This is a genomic window from Acidimicrobiia bacterium, from assembly GCA_030584185.1.
GTDB lineage: Bacteria > Actinomycetota > Acidimicrobiia > Spongiisociales > UBA11373.
Window position 1 is genome coordinate 934971 of record CP129495.1, and the last position, 16428, is coordinate 951398.

General features: G+C 68.6%; 15 protein-coding genes. 3 read left to right on the top strand and 12 right to left on the bottom strand.

Annotated features, from left to right (window positions below; translation table 11 throughout):
• Nucleotides 1–6: 6 nt before the first annotated feature.
• The gene (locus QY307_04740) at nucleotides 7–717 is read left to right on the top strand and encodes a glycerophosphodiester phosphodiesterase (protein WKZ83553.1); all 711 of its coding nucleotides are present in this window, start codon (nucleotides 7–9) and stop codon (nucleotides 715–717) included.
• On the opposite strand, the gene ispF is transcribed toward QY307_04740, so the two are convergent.
• From ispF to radA, 6 genes are all read right to left on the bottom strand, one after another.
• Nucleotides 688–1161, bottom strand: coding sequence for a 2-C-methyl-D-erythritol 2,4-cyclodiphosphate synthase (ispF, locus tag QY307_04745; GenBank protein ID WKZ83554.1), 474 nt, complete (start codon nucleotides 1159–1161; stop codon nucleotides 688–690). The two genes, QY307_04740 and ispF, sit on opposite strands and share 30 nt — an antisense overlap.
• Nucleotides 1158–1766, bottom strand: coding sequence for an IspD/TarI family cytidylyltransferase (locus QY307_04750; GenBank protein WKZ83555.1), 609 nt, complete (start codon nucleotides 1764–1766; stop codon nucleotides 1158–1160). The genes ispF and QY307_04750 overlap by 4 nt, the downstream gene beginning before the upstream one ends.
• On the bottom strand, nucleotides 1763–2821 hold the full coding sequence (locus QY307_04755; GenBank protein WKZ83556.1) for a TRAM domain-containing protein: 1059 nt from the start codon (nucleotides 2819–2821) through the stop codon (nucleotides 1763–1765). The genes QY307_04750 and QY307_04755 overlap by 4 nt, the downstream gene beginning before the upstream one ends.
• Nucleotides 2822–2825: 4 nt before the next feature.
• A complete protein-coding gene (locus QY307_04760) occupies nucleotides 2826–3695 on the bottom strand; it encodes a CarD family transcriptional regulator (GenBank protein WKZ83557.1) in 870 nt (289 codons plus the stop codon).
• Between the two features lie 101 nt (nucleotides 3696–3796).
• The gene (disA, locus tag QY307_04765; protein ID WKZ83558.1) at nucleotides 3797–4858 is read right to left on the bottom strand and encodes a DNA integrity scanning diadenylate cyclase DisA; all 1062 of its coding nucleotides are present in this window, start codon (nucleotides 4856–4858) and stop codon (nucleotides 3797–3799) included.
• Between the two features lie 15 nt (nucleotides 4859–4873).
• Nucleotides 4874–6193 carry a DNA repair protein RadA gene (gene radA / locus QY307_04770; protein ID WKZ83559.1) on the bottom strand — a complete coding sequence of 440 codons (1320 nt, stop codon included), beginning with the start codon at nucleotides 6191–6193 and terminating at the stop codon, nucleotides 4874–4876.
• 196 nt (nucleotides 6194–6389) lie between these two features.
• Between radA and QY307_04775 the strand changes: the two genes are divergently transcribed.
• Nucleotides 6390–7238: a hypothetical protein gene (locus tag QY307_04775; GenBank protein WKZ83560.1), complete on the top strand. Its 849-nt coding sequence runs from the start codon at nucleotides 6390–6392 to the stop codon at nucleotides 7236–7238.
• Between the two features lie 22 nt (nucleotides 7239–7260).
• Here the strand turns inward: QY307_04775 and QY307_04780 are convergent, their stop codons facing one another.
• From QY307_04780 to QY307_04800, 5 genes are all read right to left on the bottom strand, one after another.
• Nucleotides 7261–8538 (bottom strand): ABC transporter permease, encoded by a 1278-nt coding sequence (locus QY307_04780; protein WKZ83561.1) that lies wholly within the window; start codon nucleotides 8536–8538, stop codon nucleotides 7261–7263.
• The gene (locus tag QY307_04785) at nucleotides 8535–9719 is read right to left on the bottom strand and encodes an ABC transporter permease (GenBank protein WKZ83562.1); all 1185 of its coding nucleotides are present in this window, start codon (nucleotides 9717–9719) and stop codon (nucleotides 8535–8537) included. Before QY307_04785 ends, QY307_04780 begins: the two co-directional genes overlap by 4 nt.
• 5 nt (nucleotides 9720–9724) lie before the next feature.
• A complete protein-coding gene (locus QY307_04790; protein WKZ83563.1) occupies nucleotides 9725–11242 on the bottom strand; it encodes an ABC transporter ATP-binding protein in 1518 nt (505 codons plus the stop codon).
• A 95-nt stretch (nucleotides 11243–11337) separates the two neighbouring features.
• Nucleotides 11338–12456 (bottom strand): BMP family ABC transporter substrate-binding protein, encoded by a 1119-nt coding sequence (locus QY307_04795; GenBank protein WKZ83564.1) that lies wholly within the window; start codon nucleotides 12454–12456, stop codon nucleotides 11338–11340.
• 118 nt (nucleotides 12457–12574) lie between these two features.
• Entirely contained in the window at nucleotides 12575–13522 is a 948-nt protein-coding gene (locus QY307_04800) for a BMP family ABC transporter substrate-binding protein (GenBank protein ID WKZ83565.1), read from the bottom strand.
• Here QY307_04800 and QY307_04805 point away from each other — a divergent pair.
• Nucleotides 13512–13652, top strand: a complete 141-nt coding sequence (locus tag QY307_04805) for a hypothetical protein (GenBank protein WKZ83566.1) — start codon at nucleotides 13512–13514, stop codon at nucleotides 13650–13652. The genes QY307_04800 and QY307_04805 overlap by 11 nt on opposite strands.
• A gap of 219 nt (nucleotides 13653–13871) precedes the next feature.
• Here QY307_04805 and QY307_04810 read toward each other — a convergent pair whose 3' ends face one another.
• Complete coding sequence (locus QY307_04810) at nucleotides 13872–16382, bottom strand: ATP-dependent Clp protease ATP-binding subunit (protein ID WKZ83567.1); 2511 nt, start codon at nucleotides 16380–16382, stop codon at nucleotides 13872–13874.
• Nucleotides 16383–16428 lie beyond the last annotated feature (46 nt).

Genomic DNA, 16428 nt, shown 5'->3' on the forward strand with positions numbered 1-16428 from the left:
CGCCCCGTGCCCCACCCCTCGGGAAGACCCTGGATCGTCGCTCACCGCGGCGCCTCACTGGTCCGAAGGGAGAACACCGTCGAGGCGTTCCTCGAAGCCGCCCGTCTCGGTGCCGACGCCGTGGAGATGGATGTCCGCCGCACCGCCGACGGCGGACTGGTTGTGCATCACGACCACACCATCCCGGGATGTGATCGGCCGATCGTGGCCATGACCCGGTCCGAGGTGGCGATCATGGCTCCCCACGTCCCGGACCTGATCGATGCCCTCGCCGCCTGCGAAGGGATGTGGGTGGATCTCGAGATCAAGAACTCGCCCTTCGAACCGGACCACGATCCCGACGACCTCGTACTGGCCGGCGTGCTGCCTCTCGCCGACGGCGGAGTCCTGATCACTTCGTTCAACCCGGTCACGGTCGAGCGAGCAGCCGCCGCCGGCGGGTGTACCGGCTGGCTGCTCCCGCGTGGAGTCGACCCGCTCGATGCCCTGACACGGTGGCCGGGGCACGAGTTCGTCCTGCCCTCCGTGGCGGCGATGGGTGGCGTCACCGCCTCCGCAGTGGTCGAGTCGGCGACGGCGGCCGGGGTCGAGGTCGGGGTATGGACGGTCGACGACCCCGATGAGATTCGCCGCCTGGCGGCGTGCGGCGTAGGGATGATCTGCACCAACGCACCGGATGTGGCCCGCTCAGCCCTCGACGACCACCGCTACCGCTGAGGCGGCGATCCCTTCGTCGGCACCCAGGAACCCCATGCCGTCGGTTGTGGTCGCCTTCACCGAGACGACGTCCCGTGCCAGACCGAGTGCGGCTGCCAGCGAATCCCGGATCTCCTGGCGATGTGGCGCCACCCGTACCGTCTCGGCGACCACCGTCACGTCCACCGAGGAGGGGGCGAACCCGGCCGCTTCGAGGCGACCGACGGTGTCGGCGAGCAGGGCCATGCTGTCGGCGCCTTCCCAGGCAGGATCGTTCGACGGGTAGTGGGTACCGAGATCCCCCAGGGCGGCGGCACCGAGCAAGGCGTCGATGACGGCGTGCGCTGCCACGTCGCCGTCGGAGGTGGCCTCCACACCGCGGGTTGCGTCGACGACCACCCCGGCGAGAAGCACCTTCCCCGAAGGAGAGAAGCGGTGGGCGTCGAAGCCCCAGCCAACCCTCACGGCAGCATCCTCGTCAGCAGCTCGAGATCGCCGGGCCGGGTGACCTTCAGGTTGGCGGGATCCCCGGCGACCACGGCGACCCGCCCTCCCCACAGTTCCACCAGGTAGGCGTCGTCGGGGGCATCCCCCGGATGGGCCGCATGTGCCGCTCGCAGCGACTCGATCACGAACCCCTGAGGGGTCTGCACCGTCGCCAGGCCGTCGCGCTCGACGGTGCCCTCCACGACGCCATCCCCGACGCGTTTGACCGTGTCGGTCACATCGAGGGCGGGCACGACGCCGTCGACGTCGCCGACCCCGAGCCGGGCGATGACGGAGGTGACGAGTTCGGACCCGGCCAGCGGACGCGCTGCGTCGTGAATCACCACATGGGTGGCGTCTGGGGGAAGCGCGCTCAGGCCGGCCGCCACCGAATCGCGCCGCCGATCACCGCCGGGGATCCCACCAGGAATGGGTCCCACGACGATCACCTCGTCGACGCCGCCGGCTTGCAGGGCATCGAGCGCCCACACCCAGAGCGGGCGGCCGCCGAGAGTGGCCTGGACCTTGGGCCCGCCGAAACGCTCCCCGCGCCCGGCGGCCAGCAGGATTCCGTGGACGATCACGCCGCCAGTCTGCCGAAGAAGAGGCGGCCGATGCTGGTTCGCAGCGCCCCGGCGATCTCGACGACGACGGTGTCGCCCACCAAGGAGGCCGCCCCCTCCACCACCACCATCGTGCCGTCGTCCATGTACCCGACTCCTTGGCCGGGCTCCGAACCGGGCCGTTCGATGAGGAGCGATACCTGATCGCCCGCCATGGGGCCGCCACGCAGCGAGTCGCCGAGCGACTGCACATCGAGCACCGCCACACCCCGCAGGGCGGCGTGGCGGGCCAGGTTGTGATCGGTGGTCGCCAGGGTGGCATCCAGGTCGGCGGCGAGGGCGATCACCTTGGCATCCACATCGGGAAACTCCGGGTACTGGCGTGGATCCACCCGCAGCTCGATCCCGGGCACCGTGGTGAGGGCATCGAGCACATCGAGGCCCCGGCGCCCACGCTTGCGACGGTTGATGTCTCCCGAGTCGGCGATCCCCTGCAGCTCCTCGAGCACGAATCCGCCGATGCGCAGCTCGCCCCTCACCAGGCCGGCGCGGGCGAGTTCCAACAGCCGACCGTCGATGGCCGCCGAGGTGTCGACCACGAAGCAGTCCATCCGGCCCACCGGTTCGGACGGGGCGGTGCGGCGGCTGCCCAATCCGGCGGCGGCAAGCAGATCCTCGGAGCGGGCGGCGAACACTCGGGCTCCGAGAGCGGCGAGGACGATCACCAGGAAGGCGGCGATGAACCAGCCGAGGATGTCGGGGAGCAGCACGATGGCAGGCACGGCGCTCACCGCTCCGAGAAGCAGGCCGGCGATCAGGCCGAACCCTCCAGCGAAGAGTTGGGCCCCGCTGGCATGCTCCAGCGCCACCGGTGCGCGATCGATCCCGCGTCGCACCAGGCGTCCGATCAGGCCACCGGCCACGTACCCGATCCCGGCGCCGATGACGGCCCCGAACACGGCAGAGGTGTCGGGATCGCGCGCCACCTCCACCCAGTCGGGCGCTCCCTGGCCGACCAGGTAGCCGGCTGCCGTGGCAGCGAGCGTCACCACCAGGCGCACGGCCTCGATGATCATCTCATCACTCCGCTTCTTCGGCTTCTACCTTTGGAAGTGCCCGATCGAGACGCTTCATTGCATCTTCTTCGGTCAGTTTCAGGGCGAACCGAAGCTCGGAAGCGAGAATCAGCCGGGCCTTGGACAGCATCCGCTTCAGTGCCGGCGAGATCCCCTTGGTCTGCTGGGCGAAGGTCAGGTCGCGAACCACCTCGGCGACCTGATAGATGTCGCCACTGTTGATCTTCTCGGTGAGCAGCTTGTACCAGCGGCTCCAGTTGGCTCCGGCCTCCTCGGGCTCGGTGCGGAACACGGCCAGGACCCGATTTGCGGCCGCCTTCGAGATCACGGGGCGAACGCCGAGGTCCAGGGCGCGTGAAGCCGGGACCCTCAGGATGAGCTGGTCGATGGCCACCTGAAGCACGTAGAACTCGGCCGACTTGCCCTCGAACGGACGCTTCTCGATGTCGATGATCGTGGCGGCCCCGTGATGGGGGTACACCACCTTGTCGCCCTTGGCGAACGGCAGCACCACCTTCTTGGAACGCCTCGGGGCCGGGGCGGTTTCCGGCTTCGCCGCAGGCTTCTTCGCCGCAGCAGCCTTGGTGGCAGGCTTCTTCGCCGCAGCAGCCTTGGTGGCAGGCTTCTTCGCCGCAGCGGCCTTGGCCGGAGCCTTCTTGGCCGCAGCGGCCTTGGCCGGAGCCTTCTTGGCCGCAGCAGCCTTGGCCGGAGCCTTCTTGGCCGCAGCAGCCTTGGCCGGAGCCTTCTTGGCCGCAGCAGCCTTGGCCGGAGCCTTCTTGGCCGCAGCAGCCTTGGCCGGGGCCTTCTTGGCCGCAGCAGCCTTGCTCACCGCAGGGGCGGGCGTGGCATCGGGGGTGTTCTTCTTGGCGCTCATGCCTCAGGGGGGGGACGGGGCTGCCATCGTAACGGCTTGCGGTGCCGCCTCCCGCCACCATCCCCGCAGCGGATGCCAAGGAGACCCAATCACCGCCGCCCTCAGTCCTCCTCGAACTCCCAGGTGCGGGTGGTGTCGAGCAGGCGGTCGAAGTAGTGGCGAAGCTGGCGGGCGCGCGCCCTGCCCACCCCCTCCACCTGATCGAGCTCGGCGACCGATGCAAAGAGCAGCTTCTGCAGGGTGCCGAAGTGGCTGATCAACGAACCCTTGACGGCCTCCGGGAGCCTCGGGATCCGCTCCAGGATCCGATAACCCCTCGGGCGGGCCGGGCTCTCCATCGGCCCCAGGTCGAGCAGGCCGGCGACCCGGGTCTCATCACCCAGGTGTTCCGTGGACAGGGTTTCGAGGACCGCCAGCGGCTGGGGCTGCTTGGGCGGGTACTTGCGGCTGTAGTCGCCGTAGACCATGGCGGCCATCTCGGTGACCCCGGAGAGCAGGTCGAACAGCTGCAGCCGGATGAGCTCACCCTCGCCGCCCAGCTCAACCGCGTAGTGCTCCAGGTCGGTGCCGATTCGATACACCAGGGCGGCGCGCTGCAGGAACTGCACGACATCCCTGTTGACCACGATGTCATCCACCTCGAGCTGGGTGAGCCGGTCCTCATCGTCGGAAAGGCGGCGCCGGAATCGTTCCAGGGTGAGGAGATTCTGGTTGGCCTGGGCGAGCAGCACGGTAGGGCTGAGAAGCTCGAACTGGGACCGGCCGGCGTACACGGTGACCGTCTGGCGATCCTCGCTGATCACCACGACCGGCCGTCCGGTCTGGATGGCGGTCCGCTCGGCGGTGCGATGCCGGGTCCCGGTCTCGTTGGTGACGATCGACGGATCCGGGATCAGGTGCACGTTGGCCCGATAGATCACCTCCGCCCCTTCGTCGGTGATCACGGCGCCATCCATCTTCGCCAGCTCGGCGAGGCGGGCCGGACCGAAGTCGGCACCGTTGAGGTGGAAGCCCCCGGTGCAGATGGACTCGACGTCCCGGCCGTAGCCGAGGACGATCAGGGCGCCGGTCCTCTGGCGGAGAATCAGCTCGATGGCGTTGCGCAGCGGTGTCCCCGGGGCCAGGGCGCGCCTGATGTCGAGAGTCGGGTCCTTCGTGGGCATCCGGCGGCGAGGCTACTACGAGCGGCCGGAACCGGCTCCCCGCAACCCGGCCTCGGCCAGGATCTCCTCGATTCGAGCATGCCCGTTGCCGCCTGCGGCGTACACGCTGGCGATCCCGAGGCGCTTCACCTCGGACCGGCGCTGATCGCCGTGGGCCACGGTTCGCACCTCGCCGGTGAGGCCCACCTCCCCCCATGCGGCAGCGGCGCCGATCCCGCGATCGAGCAGCGAAGAGGCCAGAGCCAGCGCCACCGCCAGATCGGCTCCCGGGTCGCGCACCCGGATCCCACCCACCACCGCCACGTAGACGTCATGGGCAGAAAAGGAGAGCCCTGCGTGGCGTTCCAACACCGCCACCACCTGACTCACGCGCGCCGCCTCCAACCCCTTGACGGAACGGCGCGGCTGCGGGGCCGTGGAGGCGATGACCAGCGCCTGGACCTCCAACAGCAGGGGACGCCTGCCGTCGACGGCCGGGAACACCACGCTGCCGGGGACCGACCCGAGATGTTCGGAGAGCAGCAGCCCCGCCGGGTCGACGACCTCCACGAATCCCCCATCTCCCATCTCGAACAGGCCGACCTGGTGGGTGGGTCCGAAGCGGTTCTTGAAGCCGCGCAGCAGGCGCAGTCCCCTCTCGGGATCGCCCTCCAGGTACAGCACCACGTCGACGGCATGCTCCAGGAGCTTGGGGCCGGCGATGGCGCCCTCCTTGGTGACGTGCCCGATCAGCACCAGCGGGGTGCCCGACTCCTTGGCGTGATGAATGAGCCTTGCCGCCGCCTCGCGCACCTGTGCCGGCCCACCCGGGGTGCCTCCCAACTCGCGGGCGGCGATCGCCTGCACCGAGTCGACCACCAGCAGGTCGGGCCGCACCTCGGTGGCGGCGGCGATGATCGAGTCGACGTCGCTCTCCGCGGAGAGCATGACACCGGGATCGGCTATCCCCAGCCGGCGCGCCCTGAGCCCCACCTGGTCCAAGGACTCCTCGGCCGACGCCACCAGGCACCGCCCTCCGCCGGCAGCCAGCGAGGCGGCCGCCTGGAGCAGGAGGGTGGACTTGCCGACGCCGGGCTCACCGGCGAGAAGAATGGCGGCCCCGGCAACCAGGCCACCGCCGAGCACCCGATCGAACTCGTCGATGCCGACCGGCCTGCGGGCCGGGGCGGTGGCGCCGGCATCGCCCACCGGGACGACTCGGGCGGCGGGGCGCCCCTGGCGTCCCCTGGCCGAGCGGGACTCCACCTCGGTGAGGCCACCATCGGCGCGGCACTGGGGGCAGAACCCCATCCACTTTGGGCTCTCGTAGCCGCACGATTCGCAGCGGTACCTCACGCGCCGAGGCTACAGACGGCGTGCGACGAAGAACAGGCCGAGGGCGATGATCCCGACGAGGAGGACGACGCCGCCCACGTAGCCCAGGGCGGTCCACTGTTCGGCTTCACGAATCGTGGCGAGCATCTGAAGGGGAGGTCGAGATCCGTGGCACAATAGCCGCTCGCATCCGATCAGCCGGAGAACACAGGCGCGCATGGGAAAAGACGACACTCTGGAGCCGTTCGACGACATCTTCGAGCCGTTCGGGCTGGAAGGGGCGCCGGCGGGAGACGCCCCCAAGGAGGTGCCGATTCGGCGCCCGACGACCGTGCCGGCACGGGGGCCCGACGCCCTGGTGTGTGCTTCTTGCGGGAGCCCCAACGATGCTGCCAACCGTCACTGCGAGAGATGCGGCGCTCGCCTGGTCCGCTCGCAGATGCCGGTCGCCCCGCAGCCGATGCTGCGCACAACCGCCGGCGCGAGAGCCCTCATCGTGCTCTCCGCAGTTGTTCTCGCCGTCGCCCTCATGGCGCTGGTGGTCAATCTCTTCAGTGGCAACGGCACGGCCGAACCGACCGAGACCACCCTGGCGTCGAGCAGCTCGATCGTCCCGGTCGCCATCACCGAGCTGCAGCCGATCCGGGTGAGCTGCACCGCGGAACTCGAAGCGTTCCCGTGCACAGCACTCATCGACGGCGACCCTTCGACATCGTGGAACGGTCCCGACGGTGGGATCGGCGCCGAGATCACCTTCTTCTTCTCCCCGCCGGTGCAGATCACCGAGATGGTGATCCAGAACGTCCAGGACGAGTGCCGCTTCCTGCGCAACCATCGAATGAAGGGGGTGGAGGTCCTGGTGAACGACCTCACCCAGGCCGCGGTCAAGACCCTGGACGACAGCCGCAGCGAGCAGCGCATCGAGATCCGGTCGCTGAGCACCTCCAGCCTCACGCTGCGCATCACATCGGGGTACATCGGCCAGACCTGCGACGGCAAGGAGCCGTTCGCTGAGATGGCGGCCGAGGACGTGTTCTTCTGGGGCCGACCCACCCCGGAGGGTTAGGCCCGGAGGCGAGGCAGGATCCTCAGTCCTTGATGTACGGCTTGCCGTCCGCCGCCGGCGGACGGCTCCGCCCCACGACGCCGGCCACCACGACGATCGTCACCACATAGGGGACCATCGACAGGAACTCCGACGGGATCGGTGTGCCCAGGACGCCCAGCTTCTGCTGGATGGCACGGGCGAAGCCGAACACCAGGCCGGCGCCGAGTGCCCCGAACGGCATCCAGCGGCCGAAGATCATCGCCGCCAGCCCGATGTAGCCGATCCCTGCGGTCAGGTTCTCCTCGAACCTGGAAACCTGGGAGAGCGTCAGGAAGGCGCCACCGAGCCCTGCGATCAGACCGCCGAGGATCGTGGCGCGGTATCGGACCCGGAAGACGTCGATGCCCACGGTGTCCGCCGCCTTGGGATGCTCCCCGACGGCCCGGGCCCTGAGGCCCCACCTCGTATAGAACAGCCCGAAGTGGAGTACGGCGACGATCCCGAACATGGCGTAGACGAGGATGTTGTGGTCGAAGAACACCGGGCCCAGCACCGGGATGTCGCCGAGGACGGGGATCTTGAACGAGGTGAACCGTCCCGGCGAGTTCAGGCTCGGAGACGCCGCCAGCACCCGTCGCGCCAGGAAAGAGGTCAGCCCCAGGGCGAACATGTTGATCACCACGCCGGCGATGATCTGGTCGATCCGGTACCGGATGGCGAGCACGGCGAGGACGGCGCCGAGAACTGCCCCGGTCAGGATGGCGGCAAGTAGGCCCACCCAGATCCCCCAGGCCGATCCGACGATGGTGCCCACGAAGGCTGCGGTGAGCAGCTGCCCCTCGATGGCGATGTTGATCACCGCCACCCGCTCGCTGGTCAGACCGGACAGGGCCCCGAGCGTCACCGGCACCGACAGGATCACCGTGGAGCGCAGCATGCCCACCAGGCTGAACTGCTTGCCCACCGCCGCCCAGGTGAGGAATGCCAGGGCGAAGAGGGTGAGACCGACCGCCAGGGCGACGTTGGTCCAGCGCAGGTGTGAGCGCCGCAACACCCAGCCCCCGAGGAAGGCGATGACGGCGGCGGCGACCAGCGACAGCCAGCGCGCATCCACCACCCAGGCGAGATCCTGGAACCGACCTCCGGGCAGAGACAGGTTGAAGGTGGATCGCGCCCCCGCTTCGGCTCCGAACCCGAAGGCCCATGCGGTGAACCCGGCGAGCAGGAGCATGACGATGCCGATGGCGGTCGCCCGCCGCTGCTCGGGCGTCGCCCGGGCGGTGGCCTTGGGGACCGAGGTGGCGGGGCTGTCGGTCACGCTCCCCACCCGGTCGAGATCACAGGGGTCGTCTCCTGATCGGGCGTCTTGATCCGATAGATGGCCCGCACCAGAGCGGGGGCGGCGATCATCACGATTATCAGCGCCTGGAGCACGAGGACCAGATCGATCGGAATCCCAGCCGCCCCCTGCATCTCGCGACCTCCGGCTCGCAACGCTCCGAAGAGCAGGCCGGCGAAGAGGACCCCGACCGGCTGCGAGCGCCCGAGGAGGGCCAGGGCGATGGCATCGAACCCGATCGAGCCGGCGAAGTTGGAGATCCCCCGATACGGCTCCAGGCCGAGGACATGGTTGGCGCCGGCGATGCCTGCCAGACCGCCGCTCACCGCCATCACGCCCACATAGATCCAGGCGACGCTCATCCCGGCGTACCTGGCGCCGGTCGGGTTGTATCCGACGGCGCGGAACTGGAACCCGATCGTGGTGCGGTACATCAGCCACCAGGTGAAGGCGACGGCGGCCAGGGCTATCAGGAAGCCGATGTGAACGCGGTAGCCGTCGAGGAGCGTGGGGAACCGGGCGGACTCGAGAGCCGGCCGGGAGATCGGATCGTCCCGGCCGGGCTGCTGAAAGATGCTGGACTTGAGCAGGTAGTCGACGAGGAAGACGGCGACGAAGTTGAGCATCATCGTCGTGATCACCTCGTGGGCGCCGGTCCTCGCCTTGAGCAGTCCGGTGATCCCGCCCCAGACGGCCCCGGTGACGATGGCGGCAAGGATGGCCAGCGGGATGTGGAGGACCATCGGCAGCGAAACGCTGAACCCCACCCACAGGGCCGCCATGCCGCCGACGAGGATCTGGCCGTTGGCACCGATGTTGAACAGACCCGCCTGGAAGCCGACGGCCACGGCCAGGCCGGCGAGGATCACCGGGGTGGCGGCGAACAGGGTCTCCGTGATCGCCCTGGTGGACCCGAGGGAACCGGCGAACAGCGCCCGGTACGCATCACGGATCCCGGTGACCGTCGACCGGAAAGCCTCTCCGGGGTCGTCGCCCCAGAGCCGCAGGGTGTCGATGTCGGTGACGGCGATGATGATCGCTCCCACCACCAGTGCGGTCACCACGGCCAGGAGGGGGATGAGCAACGCCCGGCGGACCGAGGTCCCGACGCCGGTGATCCGCACGAACCACTCGGGCCGGCCGTCGGGGCCTGAAGGCATCGATGTCACGAGGCGACCACCTCCCGCTCGCCGAGCATGGCCAGCCCGATCTCGATGGGGCTGGCGGAGGGGTCGAACTCCGCCACGATCTTTCCCCTGAACATGACCAGGATGCGGTCGGAGAGGGCGAGGATCTCCTCCAACTCCGAGGAGACGATCAACACCCCAACCCCCTGGTCGCGCTCCTGGACGATCCGTCCGTGGATGTACTCGATGGAGCCGACATCGAGCCCCCTGGTGGGCTGGGAGGCGATGAGCAGCTTGACGTCGCGGCCTACCTCGCGGGCGACGATCACCTTCTGCTGGTTCCCACCGGACAGCGTGGAGACCAGCGTGTCCACGCCCGGAGTGCGCACGTCGTACTCCTCCACCAGGCCCTGTGCCCGCTCATGAGCTTTCGCCCAGTCCATCTGGATGCCGCGCGAGACCGGACGCTCGTAGTAGGAGTTGAGGATGATGTTCTCGGTCACGGTGAAGGGGAGGACCAGGCCACTCTCCTGGCGGTCCTCGGGCACGTGCGCCACCTGGCGTTCGTGAATCGCTCGCGGCGAGTGGGTGGTGACGTCCTCGTCACCGATGCCGACCGTCCCATGGATCGAGGGGCGCAGCCCGGTGATCGACTCGACCAGCTCCGTCTGGCCGTTGCCCTGAACGCCTGCGATCCCCACGATCTCGCCTGCTCTCACCTGCAGGGTCACGCCATCGACGGCCCGGCGGGAACGGCTATCGAGAACCACCAGGTCCTCCACCGACAGCACCACATCACCCGGTGTCGCCGGCTTCTTGTGGACCCTTAGATCGACCGGGCGGCCCACCATGAGCTCTGCCAGCTGCTCCTCGTCGACCTCAGAGGGCAGGACCTCGGCGACGGTCTTGCCCCTCCGCATGATGACGATTCGATCGGCGACCTCTAGGGCCTCGCCGAGCTTGTGGGTGATGAAGACGATGCCCTTTCCGTCGGCCTTCAAGCCGTTGACGATCTCCATGAAGCTCTCGACCTCGGCCGGGGTCAGCACCGAGGTCGGCTCGTCGAAGACGAGGAACCTGGCCTCGCGGACCAGCACCTTGATGATCTCCACCCGTTGCTGGACGCCGACCGGCAGGTTCTCCACGATGGCGTCGGGGTCGACTTCGAGCCGGTAGCGGGAAGAGATGTCGGTGACCATCTTGCGAGCCCGGCGCATGTCGAGCCGACCCATCCCCAGGACCGGCTCGTCGCCCAGGATGACGTTCTCGGTCACGGTGAAGACCGGAACCAGCATGAAGTGCTGGTGAACCATCCCGATGCCGGCAGCGATGGCGTCCCCGGGACCGCCGAACACCCGATCTTCGTCATCGATGCGTACTCGGCCGGAGCTCGGCGTGTACAGCCCGTACAGGATGTTCATCAGGGTGGTCTTGCCCGCCCCGTTCTCCCCCAGGAGGGCGACGATCTCGCCCTCCTGGACGCCGAGGTTCACGTCGTCGTTGGCGAGGACGCCTGGGAACTGCTTGGTTATCCCGATGAGCTCGAGTCCGGGCATGGGGGCAGGATGCTAGGAGGTGCGCTCGGGCGTCGCCAAAGGAGAGGGCCCTCCCGAAGGAGGGCCCTCTCCGATTCAGTCGGTTGGGTTGCGGCTCAGTAGCCGACGTCGTAGAACGGCCCGCCGACGGTCCCGGCCTCGATGTCGGCCAGGAGCTGGTCGACCTCGGCCGCCAGCTCGTCGGAGACCCGATCGTCCCAATCGTGGTACGGGGCGAGCCCCACACCGTCGTTGGCGAGATCGCCCAGGAACGCCCCGGGCGTCCAGGTGCCGGCCGCCTGATCGGACACGGCCAGGGTGATGAACGGCGCGATCGCCTTCTCCACCGTGGTCAGCCAGAGGCCCTTGTACTGCTCGGGCATGGCGAAGTAGGCATCGGCGTCGACCCCGATGAGGGCGGCGTCCAGGCCGAGGTCGATGATGGCATCGCCTGCAGGCAGGTTGATGGCGCCACCGACCGGGATGATCACGTCACAGCCCTCCTGGAACATGCTCTCGGCGGTCGACCTGGCCAGAGCCATGTCGGTGAAGCTGCCGGTGAACGTTCCGTCCTTGGCCGCGGGATCCCAGCCGATCACCGTGATGTCGGCACCCTTGACGTCGGCGTAGTGCTGAGCGCCGCGGGTGAATCCGTCCATGAAGATCGACACCGTCGGGAAGTTGGCACCCCCGTAGGTGCAGATCACACCGGTCTGGCTGACGCCGGCGGCGAGGTACCCGGCGGCGAACGACGCCTGGTCGGTCTGGTAGACCAGCTCACGCACGTTGGGCAGGCCCAGCGGGGCGAAGTTCTCGTCGGTCAGCACGTTGTCGATCATCGTCCAGATGATCTCCGGATGGGCCTGGGCGTTGATCGCCGTGACCTCACCCAGGGCGAACCCGACGGTCACGATGTGCTGGCATCCCTGGGCGACCATCTGGTCGATGTTGGGCTGCCAGTCGGAGGCATCGTCGGACTCCAGATAGAACGAGTCGGGCGTGGCGACACCGGCGGTCACCGCATCCTGAACTCCCTGCCAGGCGCTGGCGTTGAAGCTCTGGTCGTCGACCCCGGCGAGGTCGGTCACGAGACATGTCTTGATGGCGTCGCTCGATGCGGCCGTGGTGGTGGTCTCCTCCGCCGCGGTCGTCGTGGTGGCATCGTCGTCACCGCATGCGGCTACGAGCAGTGCGAACACAGCCAGCAGCGCGACGAGATGGAAGCGCTTTGTCATTGGTGCAATCTCCCTTGGATTGGTTTCGGTCACACGTTGGGCGACCAACGAGAGATTGTAGGCGACCAAGGGCGTCAGCGCACCCTCCACCCGCCTGTCGGGGTCGGTGAAGACCGCATCATCCTTCCCCCGGAACCAGGTCGCCCCCGGCCACTGCGACCGCCAGCTCGGAGAGCTCTGCGGCCAGTTCGGCGGGCACATCGGGTGCGGGAGGGAACGGGCCAAGGACGACTCCCCGGTTGGCCAGGTTCCCCTCGGACGATGCCACGACACCGCCGGAGCGCAGGAACTCGGCAACGGCGTCGACCACCATCTGCTCGAAGTCCTTCACCACGGACGCCAGGGCCACGGGCGAGCAGACCGGCATCCGGGCGGCGAGGTCGGTGTGGGTGAGGACCAGCCGGACCTCGGCCCCGCCGGCGTTGGCCTCAGAAGCAGCCTCGCACGCTCCCCTGCTCACCGGCAGGGCGGCCGGGAGGATCACGTCGGCGCCCCGGGCGATCAGATCGGCGGTCGCCGCCCGATCGGCGGCCATGTCGTCGAAGGTTCTGATGAAATCGCCGCTCGTCCCATCCCAGCCGAGCACACGCGTCACCGTGCCGTGGACGGAGTCGTGATGCCCGGCACCGAGACGGAACCCCTCCATGAAGTCGGTGGAGGCGGCGATGGGGAGGGAACCATAAGTGCCGACCACCCCCGTCTCGGTCACGCCTGCCGCCAGGTAGCCGGCCAGGAATGCGCCATCGACAACACGGAAGGTGACCCCGGCGACGTTGTCGGGTGGCGGATCGCCCCATGGCTCGAACGGCCCCACCGGGTAGTCGAGGATGACGAAGGCGACATCGGGGTGGTGCCGAGCCGCCTCGGACGTGGCGACCGCCAACTCGAAGCCGACGGTGATCACCAGGCCGCACCCGTCGTCGACGAGCGCCCCGATCTCTGCATCCTGGTCGTCGGGCCCCGAGGTCTCCGCCCACCGCACCGCCACATCGAGGTCGGCGGCGGCGCGCTCCATGCCGCGCCATGCAGCCCGGTTGAACTGGCCGGCGGGGCCGGTGGAGTCCATTACCAGGCAGGCGACGCCGGCCGGCGGCGGCACGGTGGTGGTCGCCGGCACGGTCGTTGTTGCCGGCAAGGCCGTGGTCGATGTTGCCGGCAAGGGATTACCGCCTGTAGAGGTGGTCGTCGAAGCCTGAGGGCCCGCCTCACCGCATGCCGCCACGAGGAGTGCCGCCATCACGACCATTCCCCTGGTTCCTGTCATCGCCTCGAGCCCCCGTCGCGTCAGCGGCGGGCGGGAGAGTACACCGGGCACCTCGGGGCCTCCGGGATGAGCGGCCGCCGGCACCCGCCGGATCGGCAGGTCATCGGGTGGGTCCATGGTGCCGCCCGACGAGACGAAAGGGTCTCGGGCCTCAGCCTTCGCTCTCGGCCAGCTCGACCATCGGCTGATCCGGGGTCTCCACGGCGGCAAAGGCGAGCTGGTCGGGGGTATCGGGGTCGACCTCGACCAGGATCGTGGACCGGGCCGGGAACTCGCCGAACAGGACCTTCTCCGAGAGCGGGTCCTCGAGGAGACGCTGGATGGCGCGTCGCAGTGGACGGGCGCCGAGCTGCGGGTCGTAGCCGCGCGTCGCCAGCATCGCCTTGGCGTCGTCGGAGAGCACCAGTTCGAGCGCTTGCGACTTGAGCTGCTCCCGCACCCGGTTGAGCATCAGGTCGACGATCGACTTGACCTCGTCGAGTGTGAGCTCGTGGAACACGATCACCTCGTCGATCCGGTTGAGGAACTCGGGCCGGAACTGCTTCTTCAGCGCCTCGGTCACCTTCTCCTTGATCTTCTCGTAGGAGACCTCCTCGGAGTCGGCGGCGAACCCGATCGCCTTGCGCTTCAGGTCCTGTGTCCCCAGATTGGAGGTCATGATGATCACGGTGTTCTTGAAGTCGACGGTGCGCCCCTGGGCATCGGTGAGGCGCCCATCCTCGAGGATCTGCAACAGGGTGTTGAACACGTCCGGATGCGCCTTCTCGATCTCGTCGAAGAGGACCACGGAGAACGGCTTGCGACGCACGGCCTCGGTGAGCTGACCGCCCTCGTCGTACCCGACGTACCCCGGCGGCGAGCCAACCAGCCGGCTGACGGTGTGCTTCTCCATGTACTCGGACATGTCAAGCTGGATCAGGGCGGCGTCGCTGCCGAACAGGAACTCGGCGAGCGCCTTGGCGGTCTCGGTCTTTCCCACTCCCGAAGGGCCCAGGAAGATGAACGACCCCGCCGGCCGCTTCGGATCCTTGAGGCCGGCGCGGGTGCGTCGGATCGATCGGCTCACCGCCTGAATCGCCTCGTTCTGGCCGACGATGCGGTTGTGCATCTCGTCTTCCATGCGGAGCAGCTTGGCGGTCTCCTCCTCGGTGAGGCTCTGCACCGGGATCCCGGTCCACTGAGCCAGCACCTCGGCGATCTGCTCCTCGTCGATGATGGAGGTGGCGAGCTCGGCCTCTTCACCCCCCCGCTCCTCGAGGTCGCTGCGCTCGGCGACCAGGTTGCGCTCCTGGTCGCGCAGCTGGGCGGCCCGCTCGAACTGCTGGGCCTGCACGGCATCTTCCTTCTCGCCCCGGATCGAGGACAGCTTCTTCTCGACCTCCTCGAGCTCCGGAGTGGCCGGCTTGCGCTTGATCCGCATGCGGCTGCCAGCCTCGTCGATCAGGTCGATCGCCTTGTCGGGGAGCTGACGGTCGGCGATGTACCGGTCGGCCAGGTTGGCCGCCGACACCAGGGCCGAGTCGGTGTAGGAGGCACGGTGATGGGCCTCGTACTTCTCGCGCAGCCCGGTGAGGATCTGGATGGTCTCGGCCACGGTCGGCTCCTCGACCTGGATGGGCTGGAACCGCCGCTCCAGGGCGGAGTCCTTCTCCAGGTACTTGCGGTACTCCTCGAGCGTGGTGGCGCCGATGGTCTGCAGCTCGCCACGCGCCAGCATCGGCTTGAGGATGCTGGCGGCGTCGATGGCGCCTTCGGCGGCGCCGGCGCCGACCAGGGTGTGGATCTCGTCGATGAACAGGATGATGTCGCCCCTGGTGCGGATCTCCTTCAGCACCTTCTTCAGGCGCTCCTCGAAGTCGCCGCGGTAGCGCGACCCGGCGACCAGGGCTCCGAGATCCAGCGTGTAGAGGTGCTTGCCCCTGAGCGTCTCGGGGACGTCGCCGGCCACGATCCGCGAGGCGAGACCTTCGACGATGGCGGTCTTGCCCACACCGGGCTCGCCGATGAGGACCGGGTTGTTCTTGGTCCGCCGGCTGAGGATCTGCATCACCCGCTCTATCTCACGCTGCCTGCCGATCACCGGGTCGAGCTTGCGCTCCCGGGCGTACTGGGTGAGGTTGCGGCCGAATTGGTCGAGGACGGTGGAGCCGGATGCCTCGCCGCCGCCGCCCGACGACGAGCCGCGCCGGCCACCGGACGGAGGCTCCTCGCCCGACTCCTCGCTTCCGGAGCCCTGGAGCAGCTGGATGACTGTCTGGCGAACCTTGGGCATCTCGGCACCGAGCTTCTGCAGCACCTGAGCGGCGACCCCCTCGCCCTCGCGGATCAGCCCGAGGAGGATGTGCTCGGTCCCGATGTAGTTGTGGCCCAGCTGCAGGGCCTCGCGCAGGGAGAGTTCCAAGACCTTCTTGGCACGCGGGGTGAACGGGATGTGGCCGCTGGGAGCCTGCGCCCCCTGGCCGATGATCTCGACCACCTGGCTTCGAACCGACTCGAGGGAGATGCCCATGGCTTCGAGCGCCTTGGCGGCGACGCCCTCACCCTCATGGATGAGGCCGAGGAGGATGTGCTCGGTCCCGATGTAGTTGTGGTTCAGGAGCCGGGCTTCCTCTTGCGCCAGGACGACGACCCGCCTGGCCCGGTCGGTGAAGCGCTCGAACACTTGCTGATCACTCCTCAGATGGCAATGGCGCACCCGGGGTTCCCCC

Coding starts and splice junctions, on each gene's coding strand:
- QY307_04755 (WKZ83556.1), bottom strand. CDS start 2,821: ATGATCATCGAGGCCGTGCGCCTGGTGGTGACGCTCGCTGCCACGGCA.
- QY307_04760 (WKZ83557.1), bottom strand. CDS start 3,695: ATGAGCGCCAAGAAGAACACCCCCGATGCCACGCCCGCCCCTGCGGTG.
- disA (WKZ83558.1), bottom strand. CDS start 4,858: ATGCCCACGAAGGACCCGACTCTCGACATCAGGCGCGCCCTGGCCCCG.
- QY307_04775 (WKZ83560.1), top strand. CDS start 6,390: ATGGGAAAAGACGACACTCTGGAGCCGTTCGACGACATCTTCGAGCCG.
- QY307_04785 (WKZ83562.1), bottom strand. CDS start 9,719: ATGCCTTCAGGCCCCGACGGCCGGCCCGAGTGGTTCGTGCGGATCACC.
- QY307_04790 (WKZ83563.1), bottom strand. CDS start 11,242: ATGCCCGGACTCGAGCTCATCGGGATAACCAAGCAGTTCCCAGGCGTC.
- QY307_04795 (WKZ83564.1), bottom strand. CDS start 12,456: ATGACAAAGCGCTTCCATCTCGTCGCGCTGCTGGCTGTGTTCGCACTG.
- QY307_04800 (WKZ83565.1), bottom strand. CDS start 13,522: ATGGACTCCACCGGCCCCGCCGGCCAGTTCAACCGGGCTGCATGGCGC.